Annotated in this window: 15 protein-coding genes and 1 pseudogene; 7 read left to right on the top strand and 9 right to left on the bottom strand. The window is 73.3% G+C overall.

Going from position 1 to position 15,585, the window contains the following annotated elements:
* Nucleotide 1: 1 nt before the first annotated feature.
* The gene (locus Srubr_RS02895) at nucleotides 2-2,035 is read right to left on the bottom strand and encodes an NPCBM/NEW2 domain-containing protein (protein WP_189993361.1); all 2,034 of its coding nucleotides are present in this window, start codon (nucleotides 2,033-2,035) and stop codon (nucleotides 2-4) included.
* A gap of 219 nt (nucleotides 2,036-2,254) precedes the next feature.
* Here Srubr_RS02895 and Srubr_RS02890 point away from each other — a divergent pair, with 219 nt between their 5' ends.
* A complete protein-coding gene (locus tag Srubr_RS02890; protein ID WP_189993359.1) occupies nucleotides 2,255-2,437 on the top strand; it encodes a hypothetical protein in 183 nt (60 codons plus the stop codon).
* Between the two features lie 153 nt (nucleotides 2,438-2,590).
* Nucleotides 2,591-3,634, top strand: coding sequence for an NUDIX hydrolase (locus Srubr_RS02885; RefSeq protein ID WP_189993357.1), 1,044 nt, complete (start codon nucleotides 2,591-2,593; stop codon nucleotides 3,632-3,634).
* A 13-nt stretch (nucleotides 3,635-3,647) separates the two neighbouring features.
* Here Srubr_RS02885 and Srubr_RS02880 read toward each other — a convergent pair whose 3' ends face one another.
* Both Srubr_RS02880 and Srubr_RS02875 read right to left on the bottom strand, forming a co-directional pair.
* Nucleotides 3,648-4,343, bottom strand: a complete 696-nt coding sequence (locus Srubr_RS02880; protein ID WP_189993355.1) for an MBL fold metallo-hydrolase — start codon at nucleotides 4,341-4,343, stop codon at nucleotides 3,648-3,650.
* 61 nt (nucleotides 4,344-4,404) lie between these two features.
* Nucleotides 4,405-5,760 (bottom strand): dipeptidase, encoded by a 1,356-nt coding sequence (locus Srubr_RS02875; RefSeq protein ID WP_189993353.1) that lies wholly within the window; start codon nucleotides 5,758-5,760, stop codon nucleotides 4,405-4,407.
* A gap of 131 nt (nucleotides 5,761-5,891) precedes the next feature.
* On the opposite strand from Srubr_RS02875, the gene Srubr_RS02870 reads away from it, so the two are divergent.
* The gene (locus Srubr_RS02870) at nucleotides 5,892-7,145 is read left to right on the top strand and encodes a geranylgeranyl reductase family protein (protein WP_189993351.1); all 1,254 of its coding nucleotides are present in this window, start codon (nucleotides 5,892-5,894) and stop codon (nucleotides 7,143-7,145) included.
* Between the two features lie 257 nt (nucleotides 7,146-7,402).
* Here the strand turns inward: Srubr_RS02870 and Srubr_RS02865 are convergent, their stop codons facing one another.
* Together Srubr_RS02865 and Srubr_RS02860 are read right to left on the bottom strand one after the other, a co-directional pair.
* Nucleotides 7,403-7,678 carry a DUF6332 family protein gene (locus tag Srubr_RS02865; protein WP_189993349.1) on the bottom strand — a complete coding sequence of 92 codons (276 nt, stop codon included), beginning with the start codon at nucleotides 7,676-7,678 and terminating at the stop codon, nucleotides 7,403-7,405.
* A 72-nt stretch (nucleotides 7,679-7,750) separates the two neighbouring features.
* Nucleotides 7,751-9,241: an MFS transporter gene (locus Srubr_RS02860; RefSeq protein ID WP_189993347.1), complete on the bottom strand. Its 1,491-nt coding sequence runs from the start codon at nucleotides 9,239-9,241 to the stop codon at nucleotides 7,751-7,753.
* An 85-nt stretch (nucleotides 9,242-9,326) separates the two neighbouring features.
* Between Srubr_RS02860 and Srubr_RS02855 the strand changes: the two genes are divergently transcribed.
* Nucleotides 9,327-9,725, top strand: coding sequence for a MarR family winged helix-turn-helix transcriptional regulator (locus Srubr_RS02855; protein WP_189993345.1), 399 nt, complete (start codon nucleotides 9,327-9,329; stop codon nucleotides 9,723-9,725).
* Nucleotides 9,726-9,761: 36 nt separating this feature from the next.
* On the opposite strand, the pseudogene Srubr_RS02850 reads toward Srubr_RS02855, so the two are convergent.
* Nucleotides 9,762-10,497: pseudogene (locus Srubr_RS02850) on the bottom strand (maleylpyruvate isomerase family mycothiol-dependent enzyme).
* Nucleotides 10,498-10,513: 16 nt separating this feature from the next.
* On the bottom strand, nucleotides 10,514-10,906 hold the full coding sequence (locus Srubr_RS02845) for a hypothetical protein (RefSeq protein WP_189993344.1): 393 nt from the start codon (nucleotides 10,904-10,906) through the stop codon (nucleotides 10,514-10,516).
* Nucleotides 10,907-11,060: 154 nt separating this feature from the next.
* Between Srubr_RS02845 and Srubr_RS02840 the strand changes: the two genes are divergently transcribed.
* Nucleotides 11,061-11,525 (top strand): hypothetical protein, encoded by a 465-nt coding sequence (locus Srubr_RS02840; protein ID WP_189993342.1) that lies wholly within the window; start codon nucleotides 11,061-11,063, stop codon nucleotides 11,523-11,525.
* Here Srubr_RS02840 and Srubr_RS02835 read toward each other — a convergent pair.
* Nucleotides 11,488-12,672, bottom strand: coding sequence for an MFS transporter (locus Srubr_RS02835; RefSeq protein ID WP_373313455.1), 1,185 nt, complete (start codon nucleotides 12,670-12,672; stop codon nucleotides 11,488-11,490). The two genes, Srubr_RS02840 and Srubr_RS02835, sit on opposite strands and share 38 nt — an antisense overlap.
* Before the next feature lie 433 nt (nucleotides 12,673-13,105).
* Here Srubr_RS02835 and Srubr_RS02830 point away from each other — a divergent pair, with 433 nt between their 5' ends.
* Nucleotides 13,106-13,501, top strand: a complete 396-nt coding sequence (locus Srubr_RS02830; RefSeq protein WP_189993338.1) for a luciferase domain-containing protein — start codon at nucleotides 13,106-13,108, stop codon at nucleotides 13,499-13,501.
* Between the two features lie 285 nt (nucleotides 13,502-13,786).
* On the opposite strand, the gene Srubr_RS02825 is transcribed toward Srubr_RS02830, so the two are convergent.
* On the bottom strand, nucleotides 13,787-14,566 hold the full coding sequence (locus Srubr_RS02825) for a DeoR/GlpR family DNA-binding transcription regulator (RefSeq protein ID WP_189993336.1): 780 nt from the start codon (nucleotides 14,564-14,566) through the stop codon (nucleotides 13,787-13,789).
* 135 nt (nucleotides 14,567-14,701) lie between these two features.
* Here Srubr_RS02825 and Srubr_RS02820 point away from each other — a divergent pair, with 135 nt between their 5' ends.
* The gene (locus Srubr_RS02820) at nucleotides 14,702-15,583 is read left to right on the top strand and encodes an SIS domain-containing protein (protein WP_189993334.1); all 882 of its coding nucleotides are present in this window, start codon (nucleotides 14,702-14,704) and stop codon (nucleotides 15,581-15,583) included.
* Nucleotides 15,584-15,585: the final 2 nt, after the last annotated feature.

The raw sequence follows: 15,585 nt of genomic DNA, 5'->3' as shown, positions 1-15,585 counted from the left end.
TTCAGCAGCTCAGGCGGGCGTCCGCCCAGTCCGCGTGGTCGGAGTCGGTGTTGTCGCCGCCGTCGGTGACGACGAGCCGGATCACCTGCGCGCCGGTGATGTCGGCGGTGAGCGACTGGGCGGGCATCGCGTTGGTGAGGACGCCGGAGGCGGCGGCCCGGGTGTTGTCCGCCAGGATCTCGAAGGTGACGCTGCCCTTGGTGCCCTTCTCGTCGTCCACGCCGACCGACGCGGTGACCTTCTCGCAGGCCCCGCCGGTGTAGAAGGCGATGTCGCCGCGCGCGTGCACGCCGAGCCCCTTGGCGTACACCGTGCCGCCGATGGTGAGCGGGCGGCCGTCACCCGCCGCGCTCTCGCCGTTGCTGGTGTCGCGCTCCACGGGCCCGAAGCCGTTGGCGGCCGACATCCACGGCAGGTCGCTGAGGTACGACGTCCCGGACGGCGGCGGTACGACCACGGACGCGGTCAGCGGCACCGTGCTGGTGACCGGCGTGCCGGACGGCGACCGGTAACTCGCGCGCAGGGTGAGGCCGTAAGAGCCGGTCGGGGTGCCGGCGGGGACGGTCAGCCGCCAGCCGGTGCGCAGCGTCCGACCGGTGCGGAGGGCGGCGGCCGAGGTCGCGGAGGTGGCCCGTATGTCCCAGCCGGCCGGGCCGGTCAGCGCCACGGACACGCGGCGCGCGGGCGTGCGCCCCAGGTCGGTGACGGTGCTGGTGAGGGTGACCGGGGTGCCGGCCGTCAGCAACAGGTCGCTGTCCAGGCCCACTTCGACGGCGGGCGGATACGCGGCCCAGTGCCGGTCGGCCGTGACGCGCAGCAGGACCGTGCCGTGGGCGGGAACGGTGGCGGCGAGGGTGCCGGCGGTGTTGTAGGTGCGGTGCTGCCACAGGTCGCGTACGGCGTAGCCGTCGGCGCGGGGCAGGCCGACCGCGTCGGCGCTGGTGGCGATCCGCTGGGCGGTGCCGGACTCGTTGAAGAGGGCCACCGCGCGGCTGCCGTCCGCCATCTGCTTGGCGACGACCCAGCGCCCGCCCGCGGAGGAGACGACCGTGCCCTGTTTGCCGAGCGGGTCCTGGTCGACGGCGATGACCTCGGTGTTGCCCAGGATGTCGTAGGTCGCCTGGGAGGCCTTGCGCAGGTCGGTGCCGATGAGCAGCGGCGCGGCCATGATCGACCAGAGGGAGAAGTGCGAGCGGTACTCGGTGTCCGTCATGCCGCCGTTGCCGACCTCCAGCATGTCGGGGTCGTTCCAGTGGCCGGGACCGGCGTACCGGGCGAGGGGGAGGTTCTGCTTCAGGATCGACAGCACCGAGGGCCAGTTGTCCTTGATGTCGCCGGTGGTCCGCCACAGGTGGCCGAGGTCCGCGGCCCACTCCCAGGGCTTGTTCTCGCCCCATTCGCAGATGCTGTAGACGATGGGCCGGCCGGTCGCCTTGAGCGCGTCGCGCATGGTCCGGTAGCGCTGCTTGGCGTCCAGGCCCTGGTTGTTGCAATTGTCGTACTTCAGGTAGTCCACGCCCCAGTCGGCGAACTGCCGTGCGTCCTCGTACTCGTGGCCCAGGGCGCCCGGAAGGCCCACGCTGTCACAGGTCTTGGTGCCGGCGCTGGTGTAGATGCCGAGTTTGAGGCCCCTGGCGTGGACGTAGTCCGCGACCGCCTTGATGCCGTTCGGGAAGCGCACCGGGTCGGGCACCAGCCGGCCGTTCGCGTCGCGCTGGGGCAGGGCCCAGCAGTCGTCCAGGTTGACGTACTGGTAGCCGGCCTTCTTCAGGCCCTTCTCCACGAAGAGGTCCGCGATGCCCTTGACCATGCCTTCGTTGAACTCCGCCCGGCAGTAGGTGGAGTTCCAGTTGTTGAAGCCCATCGGCGGGGTGAGGGCGAGGCCGTCGTCCAGGGACGCGGACGCGGTCGGCGCCGCCGGGGCCGTGGCGGGGGCCGCCAGGGCGGGGGCGGCGAGGCCCGTCGCGCACAGCACTCCTGCGCTGAGCGCTCCGGCCACTCTGAAACGGGTCGTTCGGCTGTGAGGGTGACGCATCGTCGACGTTCCTCCCACTCGCGAAACGCGGATGACGGCATGTGCGCGTCATGAATGCGCGCTCACGGTAGGACGTGTCGGACTGTGTCGGAAGGGTCGTTCAGGCCGGGCGTGGCGTTGTTCGGATGTGTTCGATCAGGAAACGGCGGTCCGAGGGGGCCGAGGGGAAGCTTTCGCGGCCGGCGTGACCCCCGGCCGCTCCACGCCGTTGATCAGCGCATGAAGAAGCGCAGCATGCTCGCCATCGCCACCCTCGCCGCCGGATTCGTCGTGGCCGCCGTCACCCCCTCCCACGCGGCGGTCGACCGGCCGCTCGACGTGACGGACACGGTGGACGAGGTCGGTGACCTCGTCAGCCACGACAGCCTGGACCTCGGCGACTCCGTCCTCGACCACGACTGACCCACGGCCCACGGCGCCCGTGCCGGTGCCCCCGTCACAGGGGACACCGGCACGTCCGTGTGTACGCGAGGGCAGGCGCCCTCAACGGCGGGGGGTTTCCATGGCAGGGTGGAGCGGGCAATCCTCAGGGGGCCAACAGAAGAGGGGGAGTCCGTGACCGTCGTCTGGATCAACGGCGCGTTCGGTGCGGGGAAGACCACGGCCGCACGGGAACTGATCGAACTGATCCCGAACAGCGCGCTCTTCGACCCCGAGATCATCGGCGGGGCACTGACGCACCTGCTGCCGCCCAAGCGTCTCGCCGAGGCAGGCGACTTCCAGGACCTGCCGATCTGGCGCCGGCTCGTGGTCGACACGGCCGCCGCCATGCTAGCCGAGCTGGGCGGCACCCTCGTGGTGCCGATGACCCTGCTCCGCCAGGAGTACCGCGACGAGATCTTCGGCGGGCTCGCCGCCCGCCGCATTCCGGTGCACCATCTGCTCCTCGCCCCCACCGAAACGATCCTGCGGGAGCGGATAGCCGGCCGGGAGATCCCGCCCGAGACACCCGACGGCGAGATACGCGTCCGGCAGTGGTCCTACGACCACCTCGAGCCCTACCGCGCCGCCCTCGCCTCCTGGCTCACCGCCGACGCCCACCCGCTCGACACCAGCGCCCTCACCCCGTACGAGACCGCCGTCCGCATCGCCGAGGCCGTCGGCAACGGCGCCGTACCCGCCTGCGACATCGTGCAGACCCCGGAGCCGACCGCCGAGACGCTCGCCGCCGGGGTGCTGCTCTTCGACGAGCACGACCGGGTGCTGCTCGTCGACCCCACCTACAAGCCCGGCTGGGAGTTCCCCGGCGGCGTGGTGGAACGCGGCGAGGCGCCGGCCCGCGCCGGGATGCGCGAGGTCGCCGAGGAGACCGGGATACAGCTGCGCGAGGTGCCCCGGCTGCTGGTCGTGGACTGGGAACGCCCCGCCCCGCCCGGCTACGGCGGGCTGCGGCTGCTCTTCGACGGCGGCCGGCTGGGACCCGGTGAGGTGTCCCGGGTGCTGCTGCCCGGACCCGAGCTGCGTGCCTGGCGGTTCGCCACCGAGCAGGAGGCCGCCGCGATGCTGCCCCCGGTCCGCTACGAGCGGCTGCGCTGGGCGCTGCGCGCCCGGGAACGGGGCAGCGCGCTCTACCTGGAGGCGGGGGTGCCGGTCGGCTGACCCCGCGGTGCGGCTAGCCGAGCGAGCGGAGCACGGCGGCGGCGCCGGACAGCACCGGGTCGCCGTGCCCGAAGCACGCGACCTGTGCGCCCAGGTCCGCCAACCGGCGTATGGACGCCAGGAGCTGCGCCCGGTCCAGGTTGAACACCCCGGGGATCGGCGTCCCGTCGTCCGGCGCCGCCGCCACCGTGTCCCCGGTGAACAGCACACCGTGCGCGGGCAGGAACACCGCGATGCTGCCGTCCGTGTGCCCGGGGACGTGCACCACCCGGGCGCCACCGCCGAAGTCCAGCACATCGCCGTCGGACAGCTCGGTGAGCGAGGCCGGCGGCACCAGAGGGCCCGGGGGCATCCGCGCGAGGGCCGCCGCGTGCAGGGGCCGCTCCCACTCCTCCATCCGCGGCGGCGGGCCCGGCCGTTCCCCGCGGACGAACGGGGCGTCCAGGTGGTGCGCCAGTACCTGGGCCCCGCTCAGCGCGGCGAACTCGCCCGCTCCGCCGACGTGATCCTCGTGGAAGTGGGTGAGCACGACGCGTCGTACATCCCCGGGGTCGTGCCCCAGCGCGGTGACCGCGTCGGCGATCGGCCGGCCGGCGCCGGCCGGGCCCGCGTCGATCAGGGTCAACTCCTCGTCGTCGCACCAGAGATAGGCCTGGCCGACGGGAAAGCGCAACAGGTGCAGCCGGGGCAGCAGTCGGATGACGTCCATGCGCCGACCGTAAAGAGGCCCCCGCCCGCGGGCGAGGGCCCTCTGCCGTGGGCAGAAGAGATCAGCCCGCCGCGTAATTGCGCAGGAACTGCGCCTCGGCCACGGACAGCCGCTCCAGCTCCTCGGGGCACACGCTCTCGTTGACCGCGTGGATCTGCGCCTCCGGCTCGCTCAGCCCGATGAGCAGGATCTCCGCCCGCGGGTACAACGCGGCGAGGGTGTTGCACAGCGGGATGGTGCCGCCCTGACCCGCGTACTGCATGGTCTCGCCGGGGTAGGCCACCGCCATCGCCTCGGCCATCGCCCGGTAGGCGGGGCTGGCGGTGTCGGCGCGGAACGGCTGCCCCTGGCCGATCGGCTCGGTGGTGACCCGGGCGCCCCACGGGGTGTGCGCCTCTATGTGCGCCTGGAGCAGCTTGGTGGCCTCCGCCGTGTCCGTGCCCGGCGGCACCCGCAGGTTGACCAGGGCACCGGCGCCGGCCTGCACCGACGGGGTGGCGCCGACCACCGGCGGGCAGTCGATGCCGAGCACGGTGACCGCCGGGCGGGCCCAGAGGCGGTCGGCGACCGAGCCGTCACCGATCAGCCCGACGCCGTCCAGCACCTTGGCGTCCGCGCGGAACTGCTCCTCGGTGTACTCCAGGCCGTCCCACCGCGCCGTGGCGTCCAGGCCGTCGATGGTGGTGGAGCCGTCCTCGCCGCGCAGCGAGTCCAGCGCCCGGATCAGCGCGCCCAGCGCGTCCGGGGCGGCGCCCCCGAACTGGCCCGAGTGCAGATTGCCGGCCAGGGTGTCGACGCGCACCCGGACCAGGATCGTGCCGCGCAGGGTGCTGGTCACGGTCGGCAGGCCGGCCCGGAAGTTGCCCGCGTCACCGATGACGATCGTGTCCGCCGCGAGGAGTTCCGGGTGCTGCTCGGCGTACCGCTCCAGGCCGCCCGTGCCCTGCTCCTCCGAGCCCTCCACGATCACCTTCACGTGCACCGGGACGCCGCCGTTCGCCTTCAGGGCGCGCAGGGCGAGCAGGTGCATGATGAACCCGCCCTTGCAGTCGGCGGTCCCGCGGCCGTACCAGCGGCCGTCGCGCTCGGTCAGCTCGAACGGCGGAGTGGCCCAGCCGGCCTCGTCCAGCGGGGGCTGCACGTCGTAGTGCGCGTAGAGCAGGACCGTCTTGGCGCCCTCCGGTCCCGGCAGGTAGCCGTACACCGACTGGGTGCCGTCGGGGGTGTCCAGCAGGGCCACGTCCGTGAATCCCTCGGCCCGCAGCGCGTCGGCGATCCAGCCGGCGGCGGCCTCGCTCTCGCTCCTCGGGAACTGTGAGAAGTCCGCCACCGACCTGAAGGCGACCAGTTCGGCCAGCTCCGCCTTCGCCCGGGGCAGCAGCGAGGCGACGGTCTCGGCGAGCGGATTCAACGGCATGGGCACGCTCCTCGTGGGTGCGACGTGGTACGGGGGTGGGTACAACGATCCTCCCACAGCGGATCGCGTGGACGGCCGCCGTAGGATGCGACAGACACTTGGCAGCGGCTTGAGCGGAGCGGTAGACCATCGTGAGCGGCGAGAACTCTTCAGCGGACGACGTGCGGCGCGTGTGGGACGTCGTCGTGGTGGGCGCGGGCCCGGCGGGCGCCTCGGCCGCCTACGCGGCGGCGGTCGCGGGACGGCGTGTGCTGTTGCTGGAGAAGGCCGAGCTGCCGCGGTACAAGACGTGCGGCGGCGGCATCATCGGCCCCTCGCGCGACGCGCTGCCGCCCGGCTTCGAACTGCCCTTCCGGGACCGGGTGCACGCCGTCACGTTCTCCCACAACGGCCGCTTCACCCGGACCCGCCGCTCCAAGCAGATGCTGTTCGGCCTGATCAACCGGCCGGAGTTCGACCAGCAGCTGGTCGAGCACGCCCAGAAGGCGGGCGCCGAGCTGCGTACGGGCGTCACGGTCCAGCGGGTCGAGCAGCACGGCTCGGCGGTGCCGGACCGGCGCACGGTCGCCGTCGTCCTCCAGGGCGGGGAGACGGTGCTGGCCCGCGCGGTCGTCGGCGCCGACGGCAGCGCCAGCCGGATAGGAGCCCACGTCGGTGTGAAGCTCGAACAGGTCGACCTCGGCCTGGAGGCGGAGATCCCGGTGCCGGAGACCGTCGCCGAGGACTGGAAGGGACGGGTCCTCATCGACTGGGGGCCGCTGCCGGGCAGTTACGGCTGGGTGTTCCCGAAGGGCGACACGCTGACCGTCGGCGTGATCTCCGCACGCGGTGAAGGAGCCGCCACCAAGCGGTACCTGGAGGATTTCATCGCCCGGCTGGGTCTCGCCGGGTTCGAGCCGTCCCTCTCCTCCGGGCATCTGACCCGCTGCCGCGCCGACGACTCGCCGCTGTCCCGGGGCCGGGTCCTGGTCTGCGGCGACGCGGCGGGCCTGCTGGAGCCCTGGACCCGCGAGGGCATCTCCTTCGCGCTGCGCTCGGGCCGGCTGGCGGGGGAGTGGGCGGTGCGCATCGCCGAGGCGCACGACGCGGTGGACACCCGGCGCCAGGCCCTGAACTACGCGTTCGCGATCAAGGCAGGGCTCGGTGTCGAGATGAGCGTCGGCAAGCGCCTGCTGTCCGTGTTCGAGCGGCGTCCGGGCCTGTTCCACGCGGCGCTCACCGGCTTCCGTCCGGCATGGCGGGCGTTCCGGGACATCACCACGGGCGCCACCTCCCTCGCCGAGATCGTCCGCTCCCGCCCGATCGCCCAGCGCGCCCTGACCGCGCTCGACCGCCGCCCGGCACCTCCGGCGGAGCCCGCCGCAAAGGAGCCGGTCGGTTCCTGACGGGGCGGGGGCAGAGAGCAGGGGCGCGGAGGCCGACCGCGGTGCCGGGCGTGCCGTACGGTACGCCGAGCGCGCGGCCCGGCCGGGGGCGCCTGGCTGAGCGTGCGGTGCGCACGAGTGTGCCGTCCGGGCGGGCACGCCGTCATCGGGCTCCGGCCGCGCGGTCGGCTGAATGCGCGGTCCGGCCGGGGATGCCGTCCGGGTGCGCGTGCGGTCGCAGCCGGGCGGCCGGGCCGGGCCCGACTCGTCGAGCGGGCCTACGAGTCCGGGCCGGGCCGGCCGGGCTGGGCCGACCGGTGGAAACGCAGCAGGACGCTGACCACCCGGGCCGTGAACACGAGCGGCGCGACCACCAGGCCCAGCCGGAGCAGCACCGTGGACAGCGGGCCGGGCAGGTCGAAGAGGAGCGCGGGCCCGGCCACGGCCCCGAACAGCACCGCCGCCGCGAACGCGGCGCTGACCAGCGCGTACCCGATCTCGACCGTCATCGCGTCCCGCTCCGCCTGGCTGCGGCGGCCCCCGTGCACGTCCATGCCGGTCAGCTTCGCAGAGGTGCGCCCGGCGGGCAACGAGCCCCCGCCGGGCGCACCTTGAGGCGGTCCCCCTTAGTCGCGGACCGGTACCCGGTCGGCGTCCGCCTCCCTCACGGTGGACCTGGCGACCACGACGGAGTGGGCCGGCCGGGACCGGCGCAGTCCGCTGAGCGACAGCAGCAGACCCACGACGGCGACGATCGTGACGACGATGAGACCGGGCCGGTAGCTGTCCAGGACGGCCTGCGGGGTGGCGTTCTCGGGGGCGTGCGCGGTGACCACCGCCGTCACCACGGCCAGGAAGATCGCGCCGCCCACCTGCACCGAGGTGTTCAGCAGACCGGAGACCATGCCCTGCTCGTCCTCGTCCACCCCGTTGGTGGCCTGGACGTTGAGGGACGGGTAGGACAGGGCGAAGCCCGCGCCGACCAGCAGCATGGTCGGCAGGATCACGGACGCGTAGACCGGGTTGAGGTCGATGCGCAGGAACAGCGCGTACCCGGCCGTCATCATGACGAAGCCCAGCACGATCAGCCGCCCCGTGCCGAACCGGTCGATGACGGTGCCGACCTTGGTCGCCGAGAGCGCCACCAGCGCACCCGCCGGCAGGAACGCCAGCGCCGTGTGCAGGGCGGACCAGCCCAGCACCTGCTGCATGTACAGCGTGACCAGGAACTGGAAGCCCGTGTAGCTGCCGACGAAGGTCAGCGCGCCGAGCTGGGCCCGGACCTGGGAGCCGGAGCGCAGCACCCCGAGCCGGATCAGCGGGCTGGGGCTGCGCCGCTCGACGAGGACGAACACGATCAGCATGACGGCCACGGCGGCGAAGGACAGGATCGTGCGGGCCGACGCCCACCCGGACTCGGGCGCCTGGACGACGGTGAAGACCAGCAGCAGCATCGAGGCGGTGCCGAGCACGGCGCCCGGGACGTCGTAGCCGCCGTGGCCGCGTTCCCGCTCGCTGCGCGGCAGCAGCCTCATGCCCACGAACAGGGCGATCAGCGCGACCGGCGCCGGGAGCAGCATGGTGAACCGCCAGCTGGCCTCGGTGAGCAGGCCGGAGAAGACGAGGCCCAGGGAGTAGCCGGTGGCGGCGCAGGTGGTGTAGATCGACAGGGCCCGGTTGCGCAGCGGTCCCTCCGGGAACGTGGTGGTGATGATCGACAGGCCGGCCGGTGCCGTGAAGGCCGCGCTGAGGCCCTTGACGAAGCGGCTCGCGATCAGCAGCGGGCCGGAGTCCACCAGCCCGCCGAGCAGCGAGGCCAGGGCGAAGACGGCGAGCGCCGTCAGGAACACCTGGCGCCGGCCGAGCAGGTCGGCGGTCCGGCCGCCGAGGAGGAGCAGGCCGCCGTAGCCCAGGATGTAGCCGCTGACGACCCATTGCAGGGTCGACGTGGACAGGTGGAGTTCCGAGCCTATGGACGGCAGTGCGACGCCGACCATCGACACGTCCAGCGCGTCCAGGAACATCGCGGCGCACAGCACCAGGAGGGTGCCCCACAGCCGGGGAGTCCAGCGCACGGCCGGGGACGGGGCCGCGGAGGTGGTGAGCGGAGAAGTCATGGCGACGAGATTACATGCACGCGCATTCAATGCAAGCTCATTTAATTACAGTGCAACAAACATGGTTTTCTGCTACCGTGCGGGCATGGCGGCGAAGAATGCCGAGCGAGGGCTTGTCGAGCAGTGGCGGGAGCTCCTGTCGTTGCACGCCCGCACCCAGTGCGAACTGGACCGGGCGCTGCACGGGCACGGGCTGTGCGCGAGCGACTTCGAGGTGCTGGACGTACTGGCCGAGGGCGCGGCCGCGGACGGCGGCTGTGCCTACCGCGTGCAGGAGATCGCCGAGCGGGTCCACCTCAGTCAGAGCGCGCTGTCCCGGCTGATCGCCCGGCTGGAGAAGGACGGCCTCGTGGAGCGGGGCATGTGCGCGGAGGACCGGCGCGCGGTGCGGGTCTCCCTCACGGAGCGGGGATCCGCGCTGCACGGTGAGGTACGGCCCGTGCAGCGCGAGGTGCTGTCCCGGATGCTGGCCCAGACCGACTGACCGGACCTCGGGTCCCGGACGCCGACCGGCCGGCCCTCAGATCCCGGACCGCTCCCGCCACAGGGACGCGAGCTCCGCGTCGCCGGTCACCCGCGGGATGGCCGTCCGGTTCCACAGCGCCAGGTACAACTGGCCCGCCGGCCCCGACAGTTCGGCCTCCGCCTCGCCCTCGGCCGCGCGCACGGTCATGGCGGGCCCGGCCGTGAGCCGTACGGTCCACACGGCGTCCGGTCCCGCGTCCACCGCGCGCACCCGCAGCACGCGCGGCCGCTCGCTGCGCAGTCGGCTGTGGTCGCGGGCGTGGAAGCCGCGCAGCAGTTCGTCGATGCCGTCCACCGCGAAGTCCCGGGCGACCGGGGACGGTTCCCGGCCGCGCGCGCTTTCGGCGTCATGACGGTGCACGGCCGTCTCGTGCGCCTGCCTGCGGGCCCAGAACGCCGGCGGCGACGGGTTGGGCGCGGGGTGGAAGGTCCAGCACTCCAGATCGGCGGGGGCGGCGGCCAGGGTGTCCACCACCAGGCGGTGACTGTCCCGGTACCAGCTCACCAGTTCGTCGTCGGCGGGCTCCGGCGGGTCGCCGAACGGCGGGCGCGCGGTGGCCCGGTCGGCGACGAGGGCGGCGGCCCAGCGGTGCACGGCGCCGAGGTGCCTGCAGATCGCGCACGTGCCACCCCGGGCACGGGGGCACGTCCGCGCCGGGCCCCGCGGCAGCGGCCGCCGCCGGCAACCGGCCCTCCCGGTCCAGGACTTCGAGGAAGTCGGCGACCCGCAACCGGGCCGGCCGGTCGTCAGAGATAGCAGGCGGAGACATAACCGACCACCCCCGTGCGTTTGTTCTGTACGAGTTGCCAGGCGGTCGTGCTGGAGCCGCCCGGGCACCGGACGCGGGGGCCGGAGTCGGTCTGGTACCAGTACGCGCAGTCCCCCTGGTTCGCGGTGCCGACGTAGTTGCCGCCCGGGGTACTGCGCATGTTGATGTTCGTGCCCTTGAAGTCGGTGTGCGGCCCGCCGGTCTCACAGGCGCGAACCGCGACGGCCGGGGGTACGGCGGCGGAGGCGGAAGAGAGGGCGGCGGCGGAGGCGGCGCTCGCGCTCGCCGAGGGACTCGCGAAGGCGCTCGCGAGCAGGGCCGTCCCCAGTACCGCGGCCAGTTTCAGAGCGGGTGTCTTTCGCTTGGTCATGAGGCGACGATGCACATGGCCGCGCCGTCTCATCCCGGTGACGGCGCCGGAACACCCGAACGTGGGACGGGCGGCCGGTGTCCCGCCGGGCGACGACGCCTACGCACGGACCGGCAGCGGACCGCCGACAGGTGCGGCACCGCCGGTGCCGGTCATGGAATCCGTCATCGCCAGCGCCGTAGCCGTCCTCGGCACCCTGCTCGGGTCGGCACTCACCCTCGCGTTCCAGCGGCGCACCACGGACAGAAGCCACCGGTTCACCCGGCGCGAGAGCCTCCGGCAGGAGCGGCCGGAGGCGTACTCGGCCTATGCGGGGGCGTTGGTCAACCACCGCCGCTGCCTGGTCCACTTGTGGTTCTGCGAGCACGAACAGCCACCGCCCGAGGACCCCGGCACGGTCCGCGTCCGTGCCTACGACCTGCGCTCCCGGGTCCAAGAGGCCCTGTTCCGGGCGCAGCTGCCGACGGACGACGAGGAGTTCGGCCGGGCCGCGGAAGACGTGCTCGTGGAGATCACGAAGCTGTCCAAGGCGAACAGCAGGGCCGAGTCGGACGAGTTGCGGGTGCGTACCCGGGACCTCGTCACCGGCTTCGTCGGCCGGGCGAAACGGTGTCTGTGAAGGCGCGCCGCGTCGCCAGGCCGAGGGCGGTGGCGACCGCGGCCAGCGCGGCCACGCTGGTGAGCGCGGTGGACAGGGAGGACCAGTCGGCCATGAACCCGATCGCCGGCGGGCCGAGGAGCATGCCGCCGTAACCCAGGGTGGAGGCCAGGGCGACGCCGGACGCGCCGGCCAGCGCACCCGCCTGGTCCACGGCGACCGGGAAGAGGTTGGCGAGCCCGAGCCCGGTCACCGCGAAACCGGCCAACGCGGCCCACACCGAGGGCGCCAGGGCACCGAGCAGCATGCCGGCCGCCGCGACGGTACCTCCGGCGACCACGGTCCGGGCCCGCCCGAACCGGGCCAGCAGCGCCGTCCCGGACAGCCGGCCGACGGTCATGGCGAGCGCGAAACACGCGTACCCGGCCGCGGCGACGCCGGCGGAGGCCTTGAGGTCCTGCTGGAGGTGGAGCGCGCCCCAGTCGGCCATCGCCCCCTCCCCGTACGCCGTGCACATCGCGACGAGCCCGAAGACGACCACGACCCCGCGCCGGTTCCGCCCGCCCGGTCGCGCCGCCTGCGCCGGTGTGCGCTCCGGCGGCTCCGGCGGCTCGCAGCGCAGCAGGGTGCGTCCGGCGACGGCCGTGACGAGCAACCCGACCACGGTGAGGCCCAGCAGATGACGGGTGGGGGAGAGGGCCTCGGCGACCAGCCCGCCGAGGCCCGCGCCGGCCATCCCGCCCAGGCTGAAGGCCGCGTGGAAACTCGGCATGATCGGCCTGCGCGACGCGGCGACCAGATCGACGGCGGCGCTGTTGAAGGCCACGTTCACCCCGCCGTAGGCCGCGCCGAACAGCAGCAGTACGGCCCCCAGCGCCGGCGCCGAGTGGGTGAGCGGGGGCAGCGCCACGCTCAGCGCGAGCACCACCATGCAGACCACGGTCACCGGATGGCTGCCGTAGCGACGGCACAGCCGCCCGGTGAACGTCATGGTGAGCACGGCACCGGCGGACACGCCGAGCAGGGCGAGCCCGAGGGCGCCGGTGGAGGCGTGCGTCTGGTGCTTGATGTCGGGGATGCGGACGACCCACCCCGCGAAGATGAAACCGTCCAGGGCGAAGAAGGCGGTGATCGCGGCGCGCAGTGCCGTGCGGCTCCGGCCCGGCACGTCGCTGTGCACTCGGGTTTTGTTTACTATCGGCACAAACTCAGCGTACGGGCGGCGCCGGGCGGGGGCAAGACGGTTACGGGCCCGTCCCGCGCGGCCCGCCGTCAACCGGTGTGTCCCCGGGCGTGGCGGTGACGAACCGGCATCCGATGCTTCGCCCTTTCGGGAACCCCGGCCCCGGACGGTCTCGCTCGCTCCACGGCCCCGGAGCGCGCGCGTGCCCGGGACGCGGGACCGGACCGGCAGTCCTGTCGTACGGGCCCACCTGCGGATTCCCCGCACTGGGCGGTGTGGGGCGAGGCAACGCCGTGCGCATGCGGGCCGGTTCGGCGACTGGGCAGGTGTACGAGTAGCTGAACACGTGGCGGATACGGGTCGGTTAATGCTCACTCACGAGCTGGTTGCGGGCGGGTGAGCGCGCCATGATGGGCCCATGACGTTGGCCTCGCGCGCGCTCGCGCAACTGGCGACCTGGCCGGATCTGACAGAGACCGTGCCGAGCTGCGGCCTGGGGCAGGCGGTGAGTTCCGCCCAGGGTGAGATCGTCCACTTCCACTCCGAGCGGGATGTCGACCTGCTGCTCACCGACCGGGCCGTCCGGCGGTTCGCCAAGGACCTCAAGGACTCGGGCGCGATCAGAATCGTGCGCGGCTCGCCGTGGGTGACGCTGCGCCTGGACGCCGCGAGCGACGTCGACCTGCTGCTGACGCTGGTGAGCGTGGCGCTCCAGGCCCCGCAGACATGGCCGGACCCGGCCGACCGGCCGCCGGCGGCCTGCAACGACCAGCGGGGCGCGGGATTCGTGAAGGCCGACCTCCGCGGCATGTGAGGCGGGCGCACACACGGCGCGGCAGCCGGTACGGCATCCGAGGCGAACGGTGCCCCGGCTGATGCGGTGTCGGAGGCGAACGGTGCCCGGATTGGTGGGGTATCGGAGGCGAACGGCGCCCGGATCGGCGCGGTGTCGGAGGTGAACGGCGCTCGCATGGGTGGGGCGTCCGAAGTGAGCGGCACTCCAGTCGCTGCCGCCCGCGGGGTGAACGGCGCTCCAGTGGTCGCGGTGCCCGAGCCGGGCCGGCTCCGTCGGCCCGCGTGGCACCAGGCACCCCCCGCCTCACACCGCCAGCACCCGCACGCCCGCCTCCTCGAACCGCCGTACCGTCTCCCGCTCCACCGCGGTGTCCGTGACGAGCGTGTCCACCAGCTCGGTTCCGCAGATCCGGGCGAACGCGCGGCGGCCCAGTTTGCTGGAGTCGGCGGCGACCACCACCCGCTCGGCGCGCTCGCACAGCAGGCGGTTGATGGCGGCCTCCGCCTCGTCGTGCGCTGCCGCCCCGTGCGCGATGTCGAATCCGACGACGCCGAGCACGGCCACGTCCAGGGTGATCTGACCCAGCACCCCGTCCGCGAGCGGACCGATGAGCTCGTACGACTGCGCGCGCGCCACCCCGCCCGTCACCACGATCTTGAACTGGGGGCGCACGGCGAGCTCGTTGGCGATGTTGAGCGCGTTGGTGACGACGGTCAGCGCGGGCGAGCCGGTGGCCAGATCGCCGCGCACGGCCAGCGCGCGGGCCACCTCCGTGGTGGTCGTGCCCCCGGTCAGCCCCACCGCCTCACCCGGCGCGACGAGTTCGGCCACCGCCTTGGCGATCCGCTGCTTCTCCGAGGCGCGCCGGGCCGTCTTGTAGCGCAACGGGAGTTCGTACGACACCCCGTGCACCACCGCGCCGCCCCGGGTGCGCACCAGCATCTGCTGCTCGGCGAGCTGGTCGAAGTCCCGGCGGATCGTCGCGGCCGACACCGCCAGCTCCGCCGCCGCCTCCTCGACCTCCAGCCGGCCGCGCTCGACGAGCAGTTCCAGCAGCGCCTTCCAGCGGGCGTCCCGGGACATCCGCGGCCTCCGTCTTCTTCCTCCGGACGATCTCCCGGCGACCCTAGCGCACCCGGCTTCCCCACCGAATGCTTGATTGTGCTCGAAAGATCGCTATACCTTGCAAGAACAATCAGCAAGGGGAGGGTGTGGGCCATGACCCATGTCGAGAACGAGCTGAACAGCCAGCCGGAGTGCTGGATACGGGCCGCCGAACAGGCGCCGGGACACCGCGAGGCGCTGCCGCGGGCGGGGGAGCGGGTCGCCGTCGTCGGGTGCGGGACCTCGTACTTCATGGCCCAGGCGGTGGCCGCGCTGCGCGAGGGGGCGGGGCAGGGCGAGACCGACGCGTTCGCCGCCTCGGAGTTCCCGCACGGGCGGTCCTACGACCGGGTCGTCGCCCTCACCCGGTCCGGCACCACCACCGAAGTACTGGAACTGCTGGGCGAGTTGGCCGGGCGGACCCGTACCACCGCGGTCACCGCCGACCCGGACACCCCGGTCGTGGACGCCGCGGACGACCTCGTGGTCCTGGACTTCGCCGACGAACGCTCCGTCGTCCAGACCCGGTTCGCCACCACCGCTCTCACCCTGCTGCGCGCCCACCTCGGCCTGCACACCGACGCCGTCGTGGCCGACGCGCGCACCGCCCTCGACGCCCCCCTGCCCGAAGGACTCGTGGAGTGCCGCCAGTTCACCTTCCTCGGGCGCGGCTGGACGGTCGGACTCGCCAGCGAGGCCGGGCTGAAGATGCGTGAGGCGTCGCTGTCCTGGACCGAGGCGTATCCGGCGATGGAGTACCGGCACGGCCCGATCAGCGTGACCGGCGAGGGCACCGCCACCTGGATGCTCGGCACGGCACCCGCCGGGCTCGCCGCGCAGGTCCGCGCCACCGGTGGGATGTGGATCGAGGGCGAGCTGGACCCGCTCGCCGAACTCGTCCGCGTCCAGCGGCTCGCGGTCGCGGTCGCCGCCGCCCGGGGACTCGACCCCGACCGGCCGCGCCACCTCACCCGCTCGGTCATCCTCGCGCCCTGACC

The sequence above is a fragment of the Streptomyces rubradiris genome (assembly GCF_016860525.1).
GTDB classification, from domain to species: Bacteria; Actinomycetota; Actinomycetes; order Streptomycetales; family Streptomycetaceae; genus Streptomyces; species Streptomyces rubradiris.
This window is presented reverse-complemented; position numbering and strand designations above follow the sequence as displayed.